This is a genomic window from Sporosarcina sp. CAU 1771, assembly GCF_054482775.1.
On record NZ_JBTLRN010000038.1, the window covers coordinates 1 to 21,089 of the forward strand.

16 protein-coding genes are annotated in these 21,089 nt (G+C 40.1%); 9 read left to right on the forward strand and 7 right to left on the reverse strand.

Annotated features, from left to right (window positions below; genetic code table 11):
- Positions 1 to 229 precede the first annotated feature (229 nt).
- A complete protein-coding gene (locus ACXYMX_RS16170; protein WP_459045276.1) occupies positions 230 to 1,480 on the forward strand; it encodes an amidohydrolase family protein in 1,251 nt (416 codons plus the stop codon).
- Positions 1,481 to 1,646: 166 nt separating this feature from the next.
- On the opposite strand, the gene ACXYMX_RS16175 is transcribed toward ACXYMX_RS16170, so the two are convergent.
- Entirely contained in the window at positions 1,647 to 1,868 is a 222-nt protein-coding gene (locus tag ACXYMX_RS16175; RefSeq protein ID WP_459045277.1) for a hypothetical protein, read from the reverse strand.
- A 254-nt stretch (positions 1,869 to 2,122) separates the two neighbouring features.
- Between ACXYMX_RS16175 and ACXYMX_RS16180 the strand changes: the two genes are divergently transcribed.
- Positions 2,123 to 3,262 (forward strand): hypothetical protein, encoded by a 1,140-nt coding sequence (locus tag ACXYMX_RS16180; RefSeq protein WP_459045278.1) that lies wholly within the window; start codon positions 2,123 to 2,125, stop codon positions 3,260 to 3,262.
- 205 nt (positions 3,263 to 3,467) lie between these two features.
- On the opposite strand, the gene ACXYMX_RS16185 is transcribed toward ACXYMX_RS16180, so the two are convergent.
- Positions 3,468 to 3,620 (reverse strand): hypothetical protein, encoded by a 153-nt coding sequence (locus tag ACXYMX_RS16185; RefSeq protein WP_459045279.1) that lies wholly within the window; start codon positions 3,618 to 3,620, stop codon positions 3,468 to 3,470.
- Positions 3,621 to 3,798: 178 nt separating this feature from the next.
- Here ACXYMX_RS16185 and ACXYMX_RS16190 point away from each other — a divergent pair, with 178 nt between their 5' ends.
- Positions 3,799 to 4,947 (forward strand): aminotransferase class I/II-fold pyridoxal phosphate-dependent enzyme, encoded by a 1,149-nt coding sequence (locus ACXYMX_RS16190; protein ID WP_459045280.1) that lies wholly within the window; start codon positions 3,799 to 3,801, stop codon positions 4,945 to 4,947.
- Between the two features lie 228 nt (positions 4,948 to 5,175).
- Here ACXYMX_RS16190 and ACXYMX_RS16195 read toward each other — a convergent pair whose 3' ends face one another.
- Positions 5,176 to 6,822, reverse strand: a complete 1,647-nt coding sequence (locus ACXYMX_RS16195) for a flavin-containing monooxygenase (RefSeq protein WP_459045281.1) — start codon at positions 6,820 to 6,822, stop codon at positions 5,176 to 5,178.
- A gap of 420 nt (positions 6,823 to 7,242) precedes the next feature.
- Between ACXYMX_RS16195 and ACXYMX_RS16200 the strand changes: the two genes are divergently transcribed.
- Positions 7,243 to 7,680 carry a hypothetical protein gene (locus ACXYMX_RS16200; RefSeq protein WP_459045282.1) on the forward strand — a complete coding sequence of 146 codons (438 nt, stop codon included), beginning with the start codon at positions 7,243 to 7,245 and terminating at the stop codon, positions 7,678 to 7,680.
- Between the two features lie 181 nt (positions 7,681 to 7,861).
- Here the strand turns inward: ACXYMX_RS16200 and ACXYMX_RS16205 are convergent, their stop codons facing one another.
- Positions 7,862 to 8,737 carry a LysR family transcriptional regulator gene (locus tag ACXYMX_RS16205; RefSeq protein WP_459045283.1) on the reverse strand — a complete coding sequence of 292 codons (876 nt, stop codon included), beginning with the start codon at positions 8,735 to 8,737 and terminating at the stop codon, positions 7,862 to 7,864.
- A gap of 279 nt (positions 8,738 to 9,016) precedes the next feature.
- Here ACXYMX_RS16205 and ACXYMX_RS16210 point away from each other — a divergent pair, with 279 nt between their 5' ends.
- The 3 genes from ACXYMX_RS16210 (at position 9,017) to ACXYMX_RS16220 (ending at position 14,068) form a co-directional block, all read left to right on the forward strand.
- Complete coding sequence (locus tag ACXYMX_RS16210; protein WP_459045284.1) at positions 9,017 to 10,096, forward strand: C45 family autoproteolytic acyltransferase/hydolase; 1,080 nt, start codon at positions 9,017 to 9,019, stop codon at positions 10,094 to 10,096.
- 76 nt (positions 10,097 to 10,172) lie between these two features.
- A complete protein-coding gene (locus tag ACXYMX_RS16215) occupies positions 10,173 to 11,600 on the forward strand; it encodes a YfcC family protein (RefSeq protein ID WP_459045285.1) in 1,428 nt (475 codons plus the stop codon).
- Between the two features lie 308 nt (positions 11,601 to 11,908).
- Positions 11,909 to 14,068 carry a M28 family peptidase gene (locus tag ACXYMX_RS16220; RefSeq protein WP_459045286.1) on the forward strand — a complete coding sequence of 720 codons (2,160 nt, stop codon included), beginning with the start codon at positions 11,909 to 11,911 and terminating at the stop codon, positions 14,066 to 14,068.
- 41 nt (positions 14,069 to 14,109) lie between these two features.
- Here the strand turns inward: ACXYMX_RS16220 and ACXYMX_RS16225 are convergent, their stop codons facing one another.
- Positions 14,110 to 14,646 carry a Gmad2 immunoglobulin-like domain-containing protein gene (locus ACXYMX_RS16225; RefSeq protein ID WP_459045287.1) on the reverse strand — a complete coding sequence of 179 codons (537 nt, stop codon included), beginning with the start codon at positions 14,644 to 14,646 and terminating at the stop codon, positions 14,110 to 14,112.
- A gap of 298 nt (positions 14,647 to 14,944) precedes the next feature.
- Between ACXYMX_RS16225 and ACXYMX_RS16230 the strand changes: the two genes are divergently transcribed.
- Positions 14,945 to 15,982, forward strand: a complete 1,038-nt coding sequence (locus ACXYMX_RS16230; RefSeq protein WP_459045288.1) for an S-layer homology domain-containing protein — start codon at positions 14,945 to 14,947, stop codon at positions 15,980 to 15,982.
- 312 nt (positions 15,983 to 16,294) lie between these two features.
- On the opposite strand, the gene ACXYMX_RS16235 is transcribed toward ACXYMX_RS16230, so the two are convergent.
- Positions 16,295 to 16,507 carry a hypothetical protein gene (locus tag ACXYMX_RS16235; RefSeq protein WP_459045289.1) on the reverse strand — a complete coding sequence of 71 codons (213 nt, stop codon included), beginning with the start codon at positions 16,505 to 16,507 and terminating at the stop codon, positions 16,295 to 16,297.
- A 188-nt stretch (positions 16,508 to 16,695) separates the two neighbouring features.
- Positions 16,696 to 18,951: an S-layer homology domain-containing protein gene (locus tag ACXYMX_RS16240; RefSeq protein ID WP_459045290.1), complete on the reverse strand. Its 2,256-nt coding sequence runs from the start codon at positions 18,949 to 18,951 to the stop codon at positions 16,696 to 16,698.
- Between the two features lie 542 nt (positions 18,952 to 19,493).
- Here ACXYMX_RS16240 and ACXYMX_RS16245 point away from each other — a divergent pair.
- Positions 19,494 to 20,963, forward strand: a complete 1,470-nt coding sequence (locus tag ACXYMX_RS16245; RefSeq protein WP_459045291.1) for an O-antigen ligase family protein — start codon at positions 19,494 to 19,496, stop codon at positions 20,961 to 20,963.
- The last annotated feature ends 126 nt before the right edge of the window (positions 20,964 to 21,089 follow it).

Genomic DNA, 21,089 nt, shown 5'->3' on the forward strand with positions numbered 1-21,089 from the left:
GATAGTGTAGGGAACTGATTTAGTCGTCGTTTCCTTACCTACATTAGGAGCTTTTTTGTGTTTTTGCAAGTTATTAAACTACGATAATAATTTCCTAATTAAGGACATCTTACATATTTTTACTTCTATGCAACGCTAGTGGGCAGGCGACAAACAACGGGAACGCCCAATTAAATGGTATACTAGCTACTAACAACAACATATTCAATCAGAAGGAGTCGTGTATTCTATGAAAAAATATATGAATGCGAATATCTATGGGGACGCAGAATCCCGTGAGTTTATAGTTGAAAATGGTGAGTTTAAAGCGATTGGGAATGACTTGGGCGATGCTAAAGAAGTGATTGATTTGGGAGGCCGCCTTGTGTTGCCACTTTATGTGGACCCTCATTTACACTTGGATTATATTTTCTCAGGTCTAGGGGTGGGCAATGCGAACGTTTCAGGTACGCTGTTTGAAGGGATCCAGCGGTGGAGTGACAATAAGAAATCGTTAACTGAAGAAATGGTGCGTGAGCGTGCGATTCAGGGCATTCAAAAAGAATTGAGTAAAGGCGTCCAATATATTCGTACCCATGTTGATATTACGGATCCGAATTTAACTGGAATGAAAGCTTTAATTAAACTGCGTGAAGAATTGAAAGATATAGTGACGTTACAACTTGTGGCATTTCCTCAAGAAGGGTTCTTTCGATATGAAGGGGCGGAGGAGTTACTGGAAGAAGCACTTAAAATGGGTGCGGACGTGGCTGGAGGGATTCCGCACTTTGAAATCTCGTATGAGCACGGGGTCGAATCCTTAAAGCGAATTGTCGATCTGGCCATTAAATATGACGTTATGATTGATGTTCATTGTGATGAAAATGACGATCCGAATAGCCGGTTTTTAGAAGTGTTGAATGCGCTCGTTATGGAGAAAAATTATGGTCCATATACGACAGCAAGCCATACAACGAGCTTTGGTTCAGTAGATAACAGTTATGCGAATAAGATGTTTGGGTTGTTTAAAGAATCACAAATCAACTTCATTGCGTGTCCAACAGAAAACGCACATTTACAAGGGCGTGGCGACAGTTATCCAAAACGCCGCGGCTTAACGCGTGTGAAAGAGTTGCTTGAAAATGGAAATACGGTAGCATTTGCGCAAGATTCCATTGCGGATTACTGGTATCCACTCGGCAACGGAAATATGATGAACATTTTAGACAACGGGATCCATTTAGCGCACTATACACACGTCGATGAAATCAATAAAGCGTTCGACCTGATCACTTATCACGGTGCCAATCTCATGATGGTCAATGATGAGTATGGCATTGAAGTCGGAAAGCCAGCGAACTTTATCGTATTAGATGCACAAGATGCGTATGAAGCAATTCGTGAACGTGCAGAAGTTCTAATGTCCGTCAGACATGGGAACTATTTATTTAAACGTGAACCACGTAAAAATGAAGTGGAAATTGATTTCTTGAAACGGTAGTAATAGCTGCCTTGTCTACATCAAAAAAAGGGTTACCATCATCTAGAATCGATGACGGTAACCCTTTTTTGCTTTTGTGTTGCCTGTGCACGGCGCAATTCGGAAACAATTCAGAATCGTTCTGAATTGTGTGGTGCACAGGCAGGATTTTCAATAGCCACGTTTCTCATTGTATTAAACGGTTCGTCATCAAGTTACGAACGTTTGATTCAACGAAGTTAAGATCATCTTCTTCAATTTTATTATAAGGTTGTGGATGAAACCAATGAATTTCCTCATCATAAATGATCCCTTGGTAGTCATTTCCTTCAATGTTTAGTTTAAATTGCAAACGTTCGTTAACTTGTCCTTCAAACAATGGTGTCATTACTTCAATATTTTGTAGCATAATAAAATCCCCTTTCTTAATTGGTCTTTCAAGTATTCCCTAAGCCGTTTTGCTTATGTACTTATATTAACTACTAAAACTTAAAAAGTTCGGTGAGTTAGATTAGAGTTTCATGAGAATACGATGCCTGTGCACGGCACAACCCAGAAACAATTCAGAATCGTTCTGAATTGTGTGGTGCACAGGCACGATAACCTAGTTTCCAAATGTATAGTATGATTAGATTAAATATTATGAAAATGGGGGGATAATCGATGAAATTTGTTGAAAAGGAAGCTCGTGCTAATGCGTACTTTGATAATAAACAATATGTAGACGCTTTACGTATATACAGTGAATTACTATCAAATGAAAATAGTTTTAAAGAGGAAAGTATCAGACTTCGGTATGCATGGTGTTTGTACAGAGTTTATTTAAATAGTAGTAATTCATACGACGAAGAAAAGCTGTCTAACACAAAATTAGCACTGAATTTTATACTGAGCCACTACTCCAATAAAGACCCAATTTATCAACTCACTATTGTTCAGATATTAAAAGCTTTCTCACTGAAAACACATTTCGAAGCTGAGAAAATTAATGTATGGCTTAATAGATTGGATCCTTCTCTACTTCCAGGAAGAAAAGAATCGAACTCCGTCGATACAGGAAAGTTTATTTATCCTTCGAAGAAAGATAAATGGTACGATTTAAAATTCCAAGTATATGAGAGTCTCGAACAATATGAAAAATGTTTGGAGTTATACGAAGAGGCGCAAGATGAAACGAATGGGGTCGATCAAGAAACAATTGAGACATTTAAACGAAAGATAGATGCTATCGAGAAAGAACAAAGACAACAGGTAGAGCATCTGGTCTTTGGTGTGGGAGAAATCATTAGAAAAGACAATAAATCTGTCGAAGTATTATTTGAAAATGGTGAGACTATCACGTTCAGTATGGATGTGTACTTAAAAGAACAAGTGTTAAGGAATCTAAGTAAAGAAGACACTATAAATGAGTTATCTTTAGAGGAACTAAAACTGCTATCGGATCAAAAAGCTGCACAAAAAGAATATGATAAAGAAACTATTCGATTAAATAGTAAAATTATAGCAATTGATCATACCAAAGAAATTACCTATTACCAAAGGCTGCTACAGTCCTACTTCGCTACCAATCAAATTGAAGAGGCCTTGGAAATTAATGATCAAATACTAACAATTAATAAATCCAACAAAGTCGCTAGAGACTTTAGGGAGATTTACGGAAAAGGTTTACACTACAAATATAATGATAAAGTATTTCATGGCAATTATCGGGACATAGGCAGTCCATCCGCAGAAGTGTTCTTAGATATGTCAGAAAAGGAAGAGTATTGGAAAAAGATGAAAAGAGATATTGGCGTGGAGTAGTTAACGGGAACGGGATTTGTTTTGAAATCGTGGCCTACGCATAGAGCGAAACGTAAAAAAAAGGGTTACCATCATCAAGAAATCGATGACGGTAACCCTTTTTGCATTTGTGTTGCCTGCATTTGTGTTGCCTGTGCACGGCGCAATTCAGACACAATTCAGAATCGTTCTGAATTGTGTGGTGCACAGGCACGACGAAGACAAGTCACTTCAATTGAAACTTACCTACAATCTTCTGCAACTCCTCAGCCATATTGGACAAGGAAGAAGATGCGGCGGCTACTTCTTGAATAGACGCACTTTGCTCTTCTGATGCGGCGGCAAGCGTCCCGGTCATTTCAGCGGATTGATTGGCCATCTTGGCGGTTTCTTCAACTGCTTTAACCATTAGTAACTTTGTGCCTGTGCACGGTGCAATTCAGACACGATTCGGAATTGTGTCCGAATTGCGTGGTGCACAGGCACGACTTTAATGTACAAACGGAATGCATTCGCCTAAGATTAGTGTGTACAGTATACAAAATAGGGGTGTTTGAATGATTAATCGAATAAATGCGCGTGTGAAGGATGTTAAAGTTCCGGGGATCCGTCTGTTTTCAAATGAAGTTATGCACTATAAAGACGGTGTCAATTTAACAATCGGTGAGCCGGATTTTGCAACGCCGGAGCCTGTTAAACAAGCTGGAATTGAAGCGATTCGCAAGAACTTAACGGGTTATTCACATAACGCTGGTTTGCTAGAATTACGTGAGAAAGTTTCCTTGTTTTTTGAGGGGAAATATAAGTTTCATTATGATCCAGAAACGGAAATTGTTGTCACGACTGGAGCGAGCGAAGGAATTGACTCGATTTTACGTACGATTTTAACGGAAGACGATGAAGTGATTATGCCAGCACCTATCTATTCAGGTTACGAACCTCTCATTCATTTAACAGGAGCAAAAGTAGTGTATTTAGATACGACAAAAACGAACTTTTTACCGTGCCCTGAGGCGTTAGAGGCATTAATTACAAAGAATACGAAAGCGATCCTATTAAATTATCCGTCGAATCCAATTGGAATCACATTAACGAAAGACCAGATGGACGGACTCGTGAAAGTATTCGAAAGACATGACATCTTTATCCTCTCCGATGAAATTTATAGTGAGAATTCATTCAACGAAAGGCATTTGTCATTTGCGTCTTATCCGGAAATTCGAAACAAACTCTTACTCATTCATGGCCTATCAAAATCACATGCAATGACAGGTTGGCGACTAGGATTTGTAATGGGACCTAAGGACATAATGGCCCAAGTATTGAAAGTTCACCTATATAACTCAGTTTGTGCAGCTCTCCCAAGTCAATATGCCGGGATCGAGGCATTATCGAATAGTCAAAATGCGTCTATTGCGATGAACAAAGCGTATATGGAACGAAGAGATTATGTATACGACAGGCTCACTGCAATGGGGCTCAGCGTCATTAAACCGACCGGCGCATTTTACATATTCCCATCCATCAAAAGCACAGGAATGACTTCATGGGAATTTGCACAGAAATTATTGGACACCGAACACGTTGCCGTCGTGCCAGGCAGCACTTTTACTTCATACGGTGAAGGGTATGTACGAATCTCCTACGCCAATTCCATGGACAATCTGGTAGAAGCAATGAACCGGATGGAACGGTTTATCGGGTAGCAGCTTTTTGGGTGCCTGTGTACGACACAATTTGAAACGATTCCGAATCGTTTCGAAGTTGTGTCGTGCACAGGCACGAGAAAAACAATTGTGCGGTGCACAGGCACGACAAAAAAACCTCTATTCCCATTTAGGAATAGAGGTCGTTTGTTTTGTAGTAGAAGTAGGTTTCCGAGGAACTGTGAGAAAGACTTCGTTCTGTAGATAGTAAATATCACTGAGTAGTACTTAATTCGGAACGGCAACTTTTTTGTGAGTTAAGTGGAAGCCTTCGTAGTTATTTTTCGCTACATAATCAATGATTTCACCGTATTTAGGCATTCCTCCTAAATAGATCGGGAAACGCATCGGTTTACCGTCGATGTTTCCACCTGTGTACCAAGAGTTGGACTTGACGAATAGTGTTTTATTCGCGACTTCGTTAACAGATGCACTCCAAGCTTCTTCGGCTTCAACGGAAGCTTCAATCGTGTCGACTTTATTCACTTCAAGATAATCGATGCAGTCCGTAATCCAGTTGACGTGTTGCTCAATCGCCATTGGCATGTTCGTTGTTACTGAAGGGCTTTCTGGGCCAGTTATGATGAATAGGTTGGGGAAACCTGCTGTAGAGAGACCAAGATTCGTTTTCGTATTTGCACCATTTTCCCATTTCTCTTTCAGTGAAATACCATCTTTTCCGCGGATGTCTATCGTGAAGAGACTACCTGTAATCGCATCGAAGCCCGTCGCATAGATGATAACATCCAGCTCATGTTCTGCTTCAGTTGTTTTCAGACCTTTAGGTGTCAATTCTTGAATATGTGCTTCGCACTGACTCAGAACGGTTACGTTGTCTTGTTGCAACGCATCATAAAATCCGATATGTGAAATTGGTCGTTTTGTTCCAAAGTAGTCAACTGGTCGTAGTTTTGCTGCAAGTTCTTTATCTTCGACTAAGTCGGAAAGCTTCTTGCGCACAAAATTGGCCATCGCTTCATTCGATTTCTCGTTCGTTTTCAGGTCGCTGTATGTGGATAATAAATAGGGGACTCCGCCTTTTGCCCATGCTTCTTCGAAAACTTCGAGTCGCTGTTCTGGCGTATGGTCAAGCACAGAGCGATTTGGTCGGTCGATTGGGATACCGTCGTACGTACTCCACATCTTCTCGCGCATCGCTTTAAAGTTCGCTTTAATTTCAGTTACGTCGTTTTCATCATACGAGTAGTTATTCGCAGGTGCAGTGTACTGTCCAGAACGTTGGAACACCGTTAAGTGGCCTGCTTCTTTAGCGATTTCAGGAATGGATTGGACACCACTAGATCCTGTGCCAATAACTCCTACTTTTTTGCCTTTAAGGTTTAAATCTTTTGGCCATTCAGCCGTGTGGAATGCTTGCCCTTCAAATGAATCCTTCCCTTTAAAATTAGGAATGTTCATTGTGGATAAAACACCGACACCTGTAATAAAGTACTTCGCCGAAACGTTCGATCCATCCTCTAAATGGATGTCCCAGTGGTTCGTTGATTCATCAAAATGAGCTTTTGAAACACGTGTGTCAAACTGAATATCCTCACGCAACTCAAATTTGTCCGCTACATAATTTAAATAACGAAGAATTTCTGGCTGGCTCGCGTATCGTTCCGTCCAAGTCCATTCATTAAACAATTCTTCCGAAAACGTGTAATTGTAATAAATCGAATCCGTATCACAACGCGCTCCAGGATACGTATTCCAATACCAAACTCCGCCTACACCTTTCGCTGCTTCATAAGCAAGAACTGAATATCCTGCTTCCCTAAGACGATGGAGCATGTAGAGTCCTGCAAAACCCGCGCCAACTACTACAGCATCGTACTGCTTTTTACCGTTTACTAAATTGTTATTCGAATACATGTTGTGTCTCCTTTATTTAATAAATTCCAAAGTGTGAAATCAATTAATGTTTTTATTTTGTAACGTAAAGATTGGTCTTTCTCACTAGACTTAGCAATTTAGCGCCTTTCTCATAAGAGTTAACTAAATGGCATAAATAAGTAACAGAACGACATAAACCTATATGCTTCCTAACCTAAACAACGACAAAATAAAAAGGACAAAATTTGCCCTTCTTCTATTGTACCATATTTCGCTTGCCTCGTTTTTCTGGTGCCTGTGCACGGTGCAATTCTGACACAATTTTCCTGTTGCCTGTGCACCGCGCAATTCTGACACAATTCAGAATCGTCTTAAATTGTGTGGTGCACAGGCAGGAGATTTCTGATAAGATAGACTACTATAAAGGTAGAATACTACGAATTGAAGGAGAGAGGTACTTTGGATGAAAGGTTTTTCCGACATTATCTTGCGGCTTTGTCGTATCGAGCCACTGTAGCGTTTACAGATATTCCCGCGGATTATTCAGATTTTCAAATAGGTAAAGGGGTGAAAACGCCTGTTGAAATTGTAGCTCATATGTCCGATGTGCTTTCTTTCGGATACTCTTGGTTTGAAGCAGTGGAAAGAAGTAAAGGTGTGCGGGAGTGGGAGGAAGAAGTCGCTCGTTTTTACACGATTGTAGAAAAACTAGATCAGGCTTTCGCCTCAAATCTACCTATGATTAAGTCACCGGAAACCTTGCTGCAAGGACCACTGGCGGATGCAATGACGCATGTCGGTCAACTTTTAACGCTACGAAGACTTGCCGATTCACCCGTGCCACCGGAAAACTACATAAAAGCCGATATACAAACTGGAGTTATCCGACCTAGATAATGGGTAACGTTAGATGCGAGTGAAAAAAGAGTCCTCTGTCCGAGAGAATATCGGGCAGAGGACTTTTTCTTCGTGCCTGTGCACGGTGCAACTCTGACACGATTCAGAATCGTTTTGAATTGTGTGGTACACAGGCACACAAAAACGGGGGTCGCATTTACCGAGTTTTCTTTTTCAAAAACTAAACAAAACTCTTAGCAACCAAATCTGTAATTTCACAAAAAGCCTTTACAAGAATGGACTGATCACTACGTCGATATGTAATCCCCATTGAGGCAAGCGGTAACTGTTGAATTGAATCAATGTAGACGACTTCTTGTGTATGAAGGTTCATAGTCGATTTGGGGACAATGGCGATGCCCATCCCCGCAGCTACTAAACCGATGACCGTTTGAAATTCGAGCGCCTCTTGTTGGATGAACGGATTACATAGACTTAGAATATCCGTGTAGAGGCCGGGCCATGTCTTTGAAGATAATAATACAAATGGGTGGGGTTTTAAATCGTTTAGGGTAACTTCTTTTAATTCGAGTAAAGGATGGTGTTTTGGGACCGCAAGTATACAAGGCTGAATGGAGATAATTTCAGTATGTAATGTGTCATCTAGGACTGGTGGTCTTATGACACCGACATCGATTTCATTTTGGCGCAACGCCTCGAGTTGGGCAGGCGTAGATAATTCGGACAGATGCACTTGGACGTCTGGATATTGTTTGCGGAATTCCCGTAAAACGGCAGGGAGAATGTTGTAAGTCGCAGAACCAACGAATCCGACGCGCAAAGATCCTAGTTTTCCAAGGTGAATTCGTTTTGCATTTTCAATGGAACCTTTCAGGGAATCGGAAATTTTGAGGACATCCTTATAGAATTGTTGTCCGGCTTCAGTTAATTCTACGCTCCGATTCGTTCGATGAAATAAAAGAACACCGATTTCTTTTTCTAAGCTTTGAATTTGCATGCTTAAAGGCGGCTGTGTAATATGTAATCGTTTTGCAGCACGGCTAAAATTTAATTCTTCCGCCACGGCTATAAAATAGCGAAGCTGTCTTAATTCCATTTTCGTTTCACCAACCTTCATACTATTCGAAAAATGTATAGTTGCTATATGAATTATATACTTCTCGAATGATGGCTTGCAAGATAAACTTATAAACAACAACCGAATGAGAGGTCAATGTCAACAAATGCACAGTTGGAACAAATTTCTGTTGTGTGATTTGCGGGGGATTGGCCAGGACGTATGTATTGCAGTATAGCAATGTGGCGCAGCAAAATGAAAGCGATATCATTCGTCTAGTTTCATAGTTAATTCAAAAAAATAAAAAGGTGGAGTAAAATGAAAATATTGAATTTGAGTGGTTCACCGTTTGAAATTGGTTTTGGTCATGGAGAAAAAGCTAAAAGTGAAGTTGCATTTAGTATAGAGGCCTATGAAAAACTATTTTATAATAAAGTAGGAATAACTTGGGATCAAGCTAAGGAGATGGGGAAAAAGCATTTAGATGCGATTGAAAAGACCAACATTGATTTGATTGAAGAAATGCAAGGGGTTGCAAAAGGTGCATCCGTAGATTTTGAGGATATTTTAGTTTTAAATGCGCGAAGTGAAATTGTTTTAACGCAAAATAAAACCGATGGATGTACAAGCTTTGCGATTATGCCACCAAAATCTGAGTACACATTTTTAGGTCAAACATGGGATTGGACTTCTGCTCAAGCTAAAAGCCTATTAATGATGAAAATCAAACAACAGAATGGTCCAGCTATTCAAATGGTTACTGAGGCAGGGATTATTGGTAAAATTGGCTTGAATGAACATGGACTCGGTGTTTGCTTAAATGCTTTACGTTCAAATATTATGTCAAATAAACTTCCAATACACCTAGGTTTAAGAGAAGTATTAAATTCAGAAAATATTGAAGAAGCAAGAAGTAAAGTAATCAATGGTAAGTTAGGTTCTTCGGCGAACTTTTTAATTGCTCAAGCAAATGGTACTGTATCTAAAGCGATAAACCTAGAGCTATCTCCGAACAAATTTGGAGAAAAGCAAACTGAGAACGCTTATCTTTACCATACAAATCATTATTGTTCGAAAGCTGTTATTGAAGATGTAGGTATAGAAAATTTAAGTACGGACGAAAATTCATACGATCGAATTGAACGTATTGGCGAATTAATTAAAAACTCAACAAAAAACAATAACGTTGTGCAAGAAAAAGACATAGAAGCTTGGTTATCAGATCACAAAAATACACCAAGTTCTATATGTATACACAAAGAACCTGGAACATCAGACTATACAGATATAATTACGGTCTTTTCGGTAATTATGAACTTAACGGATAAGAGTATGTATTTAAAAGAAGGACAGCCTTGTCAACCAATTAATAAAGAACGTTTTACTTTTGATTTTTAATGTAGATAAGTAAAAATCATCACTTAAATTGATAGTGTTCATTTAATTGAAAACAGATTTATTGGGGGAATATACTATGGAACAAAAAGGCCAAAAGAAGCGTCTGAAACTTGCAATGCCCGATGCCTATATTATTATTTTTAGTATTATCGTATTAGCAACGATTGCAACTTATTTAATACCTGCGGGGTCTTATGAGCGGGAAACAGTTGATAATATTACAAAAGTTATTCCTAATAGTTATTCTACGCAGGAGTCTAATCCAGCTAATCTATTAGATATGTTTACATCTATTCAAACAGGAATGGTTCAAACTGCGAGTATCATTTTCTTAATCTTTATTATTGGAGGAATTATAGCGGTTATTGAGTCAACAGGGGCTATTGATTCTGGTCTGAATAAATTGATAGACAAGACAAGGGGCAGGTATATTGTTCTAATCACGACAGTAAGTGCGATGTTTGGACTTTTAGCTTCTATGGGCGTTGTAGCAAACGCTGTTATTGCTTTTATTCCGATAGGTATAGGTTTAGCACGATCCTTGAAACTTGATGCGATAACTGGGGTAGCTATGATTTATCTAGGCTATTATTCGGGTATGATTGCAGGGGTTTTCGATCCTACTATATTAGGATTTGCTCAAACAATTGCTGAATTACCACTCTTCTCGGGAATAGTTCTTCGCATATTTGTATTTATTGCATTAATAACAATAACAATCCTTTACACAAATCGTTATGCAAGAAAGATTAAAAATAATCCAGAGAAATCCATTATGGCTGGTAGACCGTTCGGTGCTCACCAACATGATATTGACGAGGATGAAGATTCACAAGAAAATAAAGTTACAAGTTTTACTACTACACAAAAGCTTGTAATTACCGCGTTTGTTGGATCACTGGTCTTCTTCGTTTACGGAGCTTTCACGAAGCAATGGGGGATTAATGAATTAGCTGGTATCTTTATTATGATGGGTGTCGTAGTGGCATTCATTGCACGCATTAATCCGAATAACTTTGTTAAAATATTTATTTCAGGTTGTCAATCAATTGCATACGGAGCACTTGTAGCAGGTTTAGCAAGAGGTGTTGTCGTTATTATGGAGAATGGATATATTCTAGATACCATTGTAAATAAGGTTCTAGTACCATTAGAATCGACATCATTATTGGTTGGTGCATTGCTGCTCTTCGTATTTAATATGGGCTTTAATCTCCTGGTAACAGCAGGAGATGCTCAAGCAGCTATCGTAATGCCTATTATGGTCCCGATTGTAGACATTCTAGGAATGACACGACAAACTGGAGTTCTTGCATTTAAACTGGGAGATGGCTTTACAAACATTATTGCGCCAACTTCTGGGGTGTTAATGGCGGTACTTGCTATCGGTGGTGTCAAGTGGACGCAATGGATAAGGTTTGCAATACCTCTTTTACTTATGTGGATGGTTGTCGGAGTTATCGCAATTACCTATGCTGTCATGACAGAATATGGTCCATTTTAATAGAAAGTAATTTGTTGGCTAGTATGATGACGATATTCTATCGTTGTCTACTAGCCATTTTTTTATTGTTTTTGTTGCAGTATGAATTAATCTTAACTAACGATATCCTTTTATTCTTTGCGCGCTTGGGTCTGTAACGGAAATCAATGTGCTAGATAGACAAACTTGAAGCGCTATAAAAAACAAGATTAATCAACACTAAAATTTAACTGAACCTAATTTTAAAATAGTTAAAATAGGTATTGCTAATTGTAAGTTTTTAGCGTTTAATTATCTGGTTAGGAAAAAATAGAAAAGGAATGTGATAAATGAAAAAGCTCATGAAGTACTTGACTTTGTCGATGGTAATCGGCATGTCATTAGCGGGATGTACACCTAAAGAAGAGTCAACTGAAGTGAAAGAAGAGGCAGTTGAGGACGTAAAAATCGTTCCTCAAATTGATGAAAAAGAAAATTACCTTTCTGTAGTGGATGTGGAATATGCGTTTGAATTCGCGAAGAGTTTGGAGCAATTCAAGACGAATGAAAAGCTTGGATTCCGCACTGCAGGATCGGTTGCAGAAATAGAAACCGGTGAACATATCGGGGAAGAAATGGAACGAATTGGTCTTGTCGAGGTGACGAAAGATGAGTTCACTGTCGACACATGGGAATTTGAAAAAGCAGATTTAACGTTTACAGATGCAAACGGCAATGAACATCTGGCTGTTCTTGGCGCTTACCAAGTGAACTTTGACACAGAAGGCGTTAAAGAACTTGAAGTTATTTACGCTGGCAAAGGTACTGCGGCAGATTTAGAAGGACTGGATATCGAAGGTAAACTGGTGTTAGTCGATATTAATCAGCGTGAAGAATGGTGGGTCAATTACCCGGCCTATCAAGCGCATGTAAAAGGCGCGGCGGGCATTATTACGGTGCAAGAAGCGGGCTACTCGGAAGTCGATCCGGATGCGTTAAATGCACAAGATATTTGTGGACCGGATGATGCACCTGCATTTTCAATGTCCCAAACGGATGCGAATGTATTGAAAGAGGTGCTGCAAGCAAACGGAAATTCGTTAATGGTTAATTTCGATGCGAAATCGACGGTGACAATGGACGGAAAAGCATACAATTACTACGGTAAAATTATTGGGAAAGATCCGGAGTCGTACATCATTTTATCTGGACATTATGATTCGTATTTTGCTGGATTCCAAGATGACAACGCAGCAATCGGCCTCATGTTAGGTGTCGCAAAAGGGTTAATTGACAGCGGCTACCAGCCTGAAAAAACGATTATATTTAACGCGCTAGCGGCAGAAGAATGGGGCGTTTCGAACACGCGGTACGATTGGTCAACGGGAGCTTACAATCAAATTTTCAACATCCATCCAGAGTGGGTCGGAAAAGCATTTGCCAATATGAACTTTGAGTTGCCAGCTTACGAGCATACAACACAAGACGAAATTCGTTCCGTTTATGAATTAAACACCTATTTAACGGAGTTTGCAAAAGAAGTTCCACAGCTATCTGAAGTGTACAAAGACGGGATCTCCGTTGTATCGCCACTGCGTACGTGGTCGGATGACTTTTCGTTTGGAATCGCTGGTGTACCGGCACTGCGGAATGACTTCCAGGACAGTGAATTCATGCACTCGCATTATCATTCCCAGTTCGATAGTGAAGAGGCATTCAATGCACATGCACTGAAATTCCACTTGAATTTATACGGACTTCTAACGATGCATTACGATCAAACCGCAGTCGTTCCACTTGATTTCACAATGCGTTTGAACGCAATGAAAGACGTTGTGAATGAAACTGTATTTGAAGAAGCAGCCGTTTCTTCGGATGAATTAATCTCAGAAATCGACCGTGTGCTTGCAATTGCGGAAGATGTAAATGTGAAAGTAGCGAAGGTGAATGAAGAGTATTTCGCTGCACTGACAGAAGGCGAAACGGAAGCAGCTCAGAAGTTATATGAAGAAAGTCGTACGCTAAACAGTGGATTACTCGCTGCATTTAAATACGCGGAGGATCAATTTGTGCGCTTAACTTGGGAAGATGAACCCATTTTCCCGCACGAACACGCACAAAACAACATCGAGAATTTAGCGGCTTCGATTGAATCTTTAAATGAAGGCGATATCGCGACTCCGTTGGATGAATATTTGTACGCAATCGACAACAACTGGTACGCGTATGACTTTGATAAAGAAGTGTTCGACTACTTCACAGATTATGTACTCGAAGCTCCGAAAGAAAAACTAATGTGGGGCGAAGGTAGAATCGTCGGACATGAAGATTTGTTTGATACGATCAATTCGTTGAAGGCGAAAAGTGGGCAAGCGGACGCGGATGTTTCTACAGAAATTGAAACATTAAAAGCCGCGTTGGAAAGACAAAAAGAGTTGTTACGTTCAACAGTGTTGGATGAGGCGGCAAGTGTGAAGAAATTAGGCGAGCTTTTGAGTGAGCTGGAATAACGAAGAAGAGGGTCTCCGATTGTGGAGACCCTTTTATATATTCATTTCCCAACCTTCACCGGAATAATCAATTCATTAATCCTAGAGCCATCCGCAGCGCTTTCTTCATAGAGGATGATTCTGTAAAGTCCATTGGGTGCCGATGCAAGATCAATCGGAATCTCAAATTCTCCCCATTCGGGTCCACCTAAACTAGCTGTAGTAAAGCCTTTATCGAGGATGAAGTGACCATCTTCAAACTCATATTGAATCGTTCCCTCAAAGACACGAGCGAGCCCTCGAACTACGAAGCTGTTTTCGACAACCGCATTTGGAGTCGGTTCGAAAATTTGAAAAGCATCATTCTCCACGACGACCTCATTCATGTCATTCTCTTCAATAGGCTCTGATTCCGCAGGTTCTTCCTCTTCAGTTACGTTTGTATTCTCATCTGTTTCAGTAGCATCTTCCGTCTGTTCTTCTACCGGAGGCGTTTCATTTTCGGTTTCAACTATACTGTCTTCGCTTTCTAAATTAAGGCAAGCGGTTAACACAAGACAAGAGGCGGCTGCAATGAGCAATCTAATTAAGTTCTTCACTTATTTTCCCCTCCCTTCTATCCTGAGTTCTAATTCGACGAATAAATCCCTTCCTTCAATTTTATCAGGTAAAGGTTAAATTCAGGTAAAGTATCTACTTTTTTTCGTGCCTGTGCACGGTGCAATTCAGACACGATTCTTTTTCCGTGCCTGTGCACGGTGCAATTCAGACACGATTCGGAATTGTTTTGAATTGTGTGGTGCACAGGCACGAAAAAACAGTACTTAACCTCCTCTTAACCTAACCTCCTTATACTTGGTTCCAAACACCAAAACATAAAAGGAGTGGGAGAGGTTTATGAAGAAAATCAAATGTATTTCAGGCAGTCTAGTTTTGTTACTGACGTTAAGTATTTCATCAATTGCACATGGATTTTCAGATGTGCCGGATACTCATGGGTTCAAGGAGAATATTGACCACCTTGTAGATATTGGCGCGCTCAATGGGTATCCGGACGGGACTTTTAATCCGAATGGAAACGTAACGAGGGGGCAGGCGGCGAAAATTATTACGGTTGCTTTTGACATGCCGCTCGTCAATCCAGCGCAACCGACGTTCACCGATATTCCTAAAACACATCCGTATTATCAACAAATCGAAACGCTCGTTGCAAATAAGATTCTCAATGGATATGCAAATGGAACATTCGGTGCGGCGAATCCTGTGATCCGTTCCCATATGGCAAAAATTCTTTCCAACAGCCTTAATTTAACGAAGGAATCCGACGTTCAATTTTCGGATGTTCCAAAAAGCAATGAGTTTTATCCTTACATCAATCGACTCGCAACTGCAGGTATCACGACAGGTCGTCCGGATGGCACATTTGGTAGTAGTGCCAACGTTAATCGCGGTCAGATGGCGGCATTTGTAAGTCGTGGGGTTACAAATATAGAGGCGGGGAACGATGATCGCTATTATTACCGTTATATTTATTTTGGCATGGGTCGTGCTCAAGTGAAGGCGGCGGAGGTAGGCACACCAACTGTTGATGGACCTTTACATGTAGTCTATGAAAATATGGATCACGGTGAGTTTCCTGCGACAATCGAATACTTTTTCACAAATGACAAACTCGATATGATGTCAATCGATTTCGATGTAAGTCATGTTCAGTTTAATGAATCCGAAGATTTATTCAAACGCTTAGTGGAGGATATATACGAGCCTCAATTCTTCTCACCATCGACATTCGTCGATAAATGGGAAGACCATAATGGCAATGAATTGCTAGAAGCACATTGGGATGTTCAGGACAATATCTTTGCCGGATTACAAATGTCTACTGGATATGGTCGAGGTTCGATCAATTTAAACTTTTCTATTCATGAATACTAGAAATAAAGATACCCTTGCCCATGAAAAATTGGTCAAGGGATTTTTATTGAGCAATATTGGGCTTATCTTGACGAACTCCGCTGTGGACACGATGAACTCCGCGGTCAAGCCTGCGAACTCCCCCGTGGACACGACGAACTCCGCGGTCAAGCCCATGAACTCCCCCGTGGACGCGAATGAACTCCGCCGTCAAGTCCGCGAACTCCGCCGTGGCCACCCCGAACTCCGCCGTCACCCAAAAACTGCCTGTGCACGGTGCAATTCAGACACGATTCGGAATCGTGTCCAAATTGTGTGGTGCACAGGCAGAAGTCAGTTTAAGTTCACCAAATCACGAACACTAGATTCAATAAAGTTAAGATCATCTACCTCAATTTTATTATAAGGTTGTGGATGAAACCAATGAACTTCCTCATTATGAAAGAGCCCCCGGTAGTCGTTTCCTTCAATGTTTAATTTAAAATGGAAGCGTTCGTGCGCTTGTCCTTCGAAAAATGGGGTCATAATTTCAATGTTTTGTAGCATACTAAAAACCTCCTTTCGTATTCGGTCTTTAAAGTATTCCCTATGCTATTTTTCTTATGTCCATAAACAAAAAAATGCCAAGCAAATTATCCATTTGCTTGGCAAATCCAGTGCACGGTGCAACTCAGAAAAGATTCATAATAGTGTCCGAATTGAGTGGTGCACAGGCACGATAAGGACCAATAACCTCAATCCTTCAAATTATAAATAAATATCCCAAAATGGATCCGTTGAATGTTTTCAGCTGGGCGGAACGTACCGTCTTCGTATCCGGTTGAAACGCCGTTTGCAACGAGTGCTTGGACGTACCCATAAAATTCATCGGTTTCTTTAACGTCTTTAAACGATTTGTTGGCGGAGCCTTCTAGGTTAAAGGCTTCGACGAGTACTTTTGCCATTTGTGAGCGCGTGATGTTGTCGCTTGGTGAGAAGTAGGTTCCGCCAGCTTTCCCGCTAACGATTCCTGCATTTGCCACACTAGCAATCTCTTTATAGTATAAGTGTGTTTTTGGAACGTCTGAAAACCCTGGATCCGTTACGTTTGTAGTGTCCAGTTTCAACAGACGACTTAAAATAACCATCGCATGCTGACGACTTAATGAAGCGGAAGGTCGGAATGTCTGATCTTCAAATCCATTAATGATCTTGTTTTCTACTAAGTAACTCAGTTGATTCGCATACAAAAAGTTTGGACCAATATCGGTAAATTGGTAGCTTACTTCTTGCTCGATTTCAACAGGTACCGTGATTGTTTTTGTTCCTAAAGTCACAGTAATGTTTCCTTTTTTATTGCCAACGGCGGCAGCTTTGAAAACTCCGCTGGAAGAAATTGTGCCCAATTCAGCAGGAACGCTCCATTTCAGTTGGTTCGAATTAAATACCAATGGGCGGTTATAGGCGTCCGTTGCTTTTGCTTGCAATGAAATCTGTTGACCTGTTTTCAGCTTCACAGCAGCCGGTGCGACTGTTAAAGATGTTGGCGCATCAACAACATTGAGTGATAACGAGAATAAATTTGTTTCTCCGTGTTTTAGTTGAATCGTCTCCGTACCAGCTTGTTTAGCAACGAGTTTCAGACCATCGACCGAGACACCATTTCCAGCAGCCTCAAGACGAACGTTGGCAATCGGTAATGGGTTGTAATACTCATCCACGACATAATTGACTTTAATCGTACTTTCGGCACCAACTAACAACGTATCGTTTTTCGTGGAAACTGAAAAATCGATGTGTTTTGGACTTGAAAGTGGGGCAGAGCTGACCGCTTGCAAGATAGCCGAAACAGCACGTTCGCTACCTCCACTTGGTCGATTGGCTAGCCCAATTACATGTGTTCCGTACGGGCGATAGCCCATTGTAGTCGATCCGCCGCCGTCCAAGTTCAACGCACGGTCAAATCCGAGACTAACGATGTAATCCGCAAATTGGACTAAGTTCATGCCTTTACTTGTAGACGTCGAATCGACGGTAATGAAATGTGCGAGTTTTTTATCTTTACTAATTGCAATTGCGCTGCGAGCGGTAACTTCCTTTGCTCTCCAGCTCGATGCATTCATCGTCAAATTGCGTTTTCCGTCCTTCACAAGCATTGGTCCACTCGCCATCATGAACTTGGCGTTTTGCCATTTGGAATCAATTCCGAGTGAGACGCTTACTTCATCATCCATATTCAACGATTGAAGAAGCGAAGCTTTCGTATCGGTTGCAGATAACGCAAACCCATTTTTAGGAATTGTTCGTTTACCTGTGGAACCATATGGATAGATTCCGACAACTTTACCAGTTAAGGTTTGTCCAAATTCAGTTGACGTGACGGGTGAACTCGATTGAAATATGTATTCAACGCCATATTCGTTCGTCAACGTATACGGTGAATAATGCTGGGGTGTATAAAGAATCATTTCACCCGAATTCCGCTGGCGATTGACACCATCAACGACCAGTGTTTGCGTTGGCAATTTTGCACTGTATTTTGGAGCAAACGTATCGATTTCAGCATTTCCATTTGCCGTAATTCCAAAAGCAATCGGATTGCTGACAAAAGCATCGCTGCCTTTAGAAATAATACCGCTGTTGTAGATCTCATTATCTTTGGCAATTAAATAAATCGGGAACCCGTTATTCATATGATAATAGGCTGCGTTAATCGCACCAACAACACGGTGCCCATTGCCATTTGAATTGGATGTGGCTAATGAAGTCGTTCTAGCTTTGCTGCCAAACGTTTTAGGCAAGCCAATTTCAAGCTGTGCATACGGGTTCGCCAAATCGACAGAAATATGATTGACTTCATGTTTATTCGACGTTCGATAATCGTATTTATTCCAAGTTACACCAGGGGAAAGGGGCTGCGTTTTGACGTTGCTTTGACTCGCTTCAACGTTATTAAAAGGCATGCTTGCAGCGAATAAAGTAAACAAGGATGCATAAATAAGTTTTTTCATAACAATCTCCATTTCTTAATAAAGAAGTTTATTCCAAGTCCAAGTAATGTGAAGTAGAAAGCATCTAACGAAAAGCTTTCCAACAAGAATTTCCATGGGATTCCGTAGTGAAAACAAACATTCAACATCCTATGCATTAATTCGTAGAATACTAGACTCTATTTAAATAAAATAAGCCTGTTAAATGTGCTTGTTTATCGTATAATGAAGTTTGGGCATCATTCCAATCTGATAAAGTTACAAAAAAATTCAATAGGTGACGTGTTTTTCACAGTGAAATGTTCCTACAGAACCAATTTAAACCAGCTTAACGCTAAAGTGAAACATTTACTGAAATAAAACGTCACATGTAAAGCAGCTACATATCTCTAAAATTTTCTGATCCTCAACCATAATAGCAAACTTTGTCAGAAATAGAGAGAACCTTTTGTACGAGATTTATCTTTTAGTATCGCTTTATTTTTTGTGAAACATTAAGTATACTACTCTAGTCATGTGGTTCGTTTGCTGAACCTGTAAATTTACTTGAAAGGAATTTGATTATGCAACGTGCTTTGAATTTTATATCTTCAAAAGGAATCCTGCCAATCCTGCTTCTTGTCCTCTTCACATTTGCATCGCTTGCATTGCCAAACAAGATTGCTATCGTCTTGACAGGACTCGTTTTTATAGGTTTTGCTTTATGGAAACCATTTGAAAGTTTACTTTATCTACTGATTTATGTAGCCATTCGTCCCTATTTAATTGAAATCAACCCGGGACTAAAACTGATTGGTGATCTAATCACATTCACATTGCTTCTACGTTTAGTAGTAAGTAGTAAATTTAACCTTAAAACGCTGTTTACATTTAAGTGGTTCGAACTCGCATTCTTTGCATTCCTCCTGTTCGGTTCAATCATCGGTTGGACGAATGGTGTTGGGCTTTCGGCAATTTTGTTCCAGGTTCGTACATTTCTCATTATGTATTTAGTTTACTACTTTATTTCGAGGGCTCAGTTGCCGACAAATTGGCAGACTCGATTTTTATGGACAGGCGTGGCTCTTGGTTGGCTTTTATCAATTCAAGGACTCATCGAAAAAATTTCGCTTCGTCAATTTTTACTACCGGAATATTGGAAGTACATGCCGTTATCTGCGGAAAACATGGTACGCGTTTATGGACTTCCGGGTAACCCGAATTCGCTCGCACTCTTAATGATGTTTTGTATTATTGCTGTTGTGATCTTAAAGATGAAAGATACGGTTAAACAGCATTCGATATTCTTAAACACAAGTCTTGTACTGTTTATTGGAATTCTAATTTTAACTTTTTCAAGAGGAACGTTAATTTCAGCAGGTGTTTTGGCGGTTGTTTATCTTTTATTATCTAAGCACTTTGCCCTTCTCAAACAGCTAGTGCTTGCATCATTCGCAGCATTACTACTTGTCTATGTACCGGTTAGTGGTGCCGTGAAACTCGTGCAAACATTAGGTGTAGAGTCGCCTCAAGGTACATCTGGAAGCTTGACGGACCGATTTGGCCAAGCGTTTGATGAAAAGAATATCGAACGAATGACTTCAAATGGCCGCGTGTTTTATTTGAAAAAAGGATTTGAGATTTGGAAGGACTATCCAATCACGGGTTCTGGATTTGGAACGTTTGGTGGGGCAGCAACCATTTCTTACGGATCACCGCTTTATGAACACTATGGAATCGATCTTTCCATCTACTTTGAGAATAAAATCTACTCAGACAATCAATATATACAAGTAATCGCCGAAACAGGTACGATTGGTGTCGTCTTGTTTGCGACCTTCCTACTTAGTATGTTGGCCCTATTCATCAAAACGTGGAGATCTCGTTTTAGCCAATTAATGATTGCTTTGTGGATGTCTACATTTGTATCCGGCTTGTTTTATAACATTTGGGAACTTAAAGTATATACGCTCATTTTCTTCATGATTTTAGGCGTCTATGCAGCTCAGCAAGAATGGTATAAAAATAAGATTACAATTGAATCAATTTCATAATTAACGTTTTTAAAAATGCGTAAAGTAGCTCCTTGATGGTTTATAAGCTTTTTAAAAATAGAAAACCGATTTAATTAAGCTACATTTAACGATTGTTGTTCCATTGCTAATTTGATTCGATCTGTT

Excerpts from the sequence above, each read along its gene's own strand:
- ACXYMX_RS16220 (WP_459045286.1), top strand. The coding sequence starts at position 11,909 with ATGAAAAAGCTCATGAAGTACTTGACTTTGTCGATGGTAATCGGCATG.
- ACXYMX_RS16235 (WP_459045289.1), bottom strand. The coding sequence starts at position 16,507 with ATGCTACAAAACATTGAAATTATGACCCCATTTTTCGAAGGACAAGCG.
- ACXYMX_RS16210 (WP_459045284.1), top strand. The coding sequence starts at position 9,017 with ATGAAAATATTGAATTTGAGTGGTTCACCGTTTGAAATTGGTTTTGGT.
- ACXYMX_RS16195 (WP_459045281.1), bottom strand. The coding sequence starts at position 6,822 with ATGTATTCGAATAACAATTTAGTAAACGGTAAAAAGCAGTACGATGCT.
- ACXYMX_RS16175 (WP_459045277.1), bottom strand. The coding sequence starts at position 1,868 with ATGCTACAAAATATTGAAGTAATGACACCATTGTTTGAAGGACAAGTT.
- ACXYMX_RS16245 (WP_459045291.1), top strand. The coding sequence starts at position 19,494 with ATGCAACGTGCTTTGAATTTTATATCTTCAAAAGGAATCCTGCCAATC.
- ACXYMX_RS16215 (WP_459045285.1), top strand. The coding sequence starts at position 10,173 with ATGGAACAAAAAGGCCAAAAGAAGCGTCTGAAACTTGCAATGCCCGAT.
- ACXYMX_RS16205 (WP_459045283.1), bottom strand. The coding sequence starts at position 8,737 with ATGGAATTAAGACAGCTTCGCTATTTTATAGCCGTGGCGGAAGAATTA.
- ACXYMX_RS16190 (WP_459045280.1), top strand. The coding sequence starts at position 3,799 with ATGATTAATCGAATAAATGCGCGTGTGAAGGATGTTAAAGTTCCGGGG.
- ACXYMX_RS16240 (WP_459045290.1), bottom strand. The coding sequence starts at position 18,951 with ATGAAAAAACTTATTTATGCATCCTTGTTTACTTTATTCGCTGCAAGC.
- ACXYMX_RS16170 (WP_459045276.1), top strand. The coding sequence starts at position 230 with ATGAAAAAATATATGAATGCGAATATCTATGGGGACGCAGAATCCCGT.
- ACXYMX_RS16185 (WP_459045279.1), bottom strand. The coding sequence starts at position 3,620 with ATGGCCAATCAATCCGCTGAAATGACCGGGACGCTTGCCGCCGCATCA.
- ACXYMX_RS16180 (WP_459045278.1), top strand. The coding sequence starts at position 2,123 with ATGAAATTTGTTGAAAAGGAAGCTCGTGCTAATGCGTACTTTGATAAT.
- ACXYMX_RS16230 (WP_459045288.1), top strand. The coding sequence starts at position 14,945 with ATGAAGAAAATCAAATGTATTTCAGGCAGTCTAGTTTTGTTACTGACG.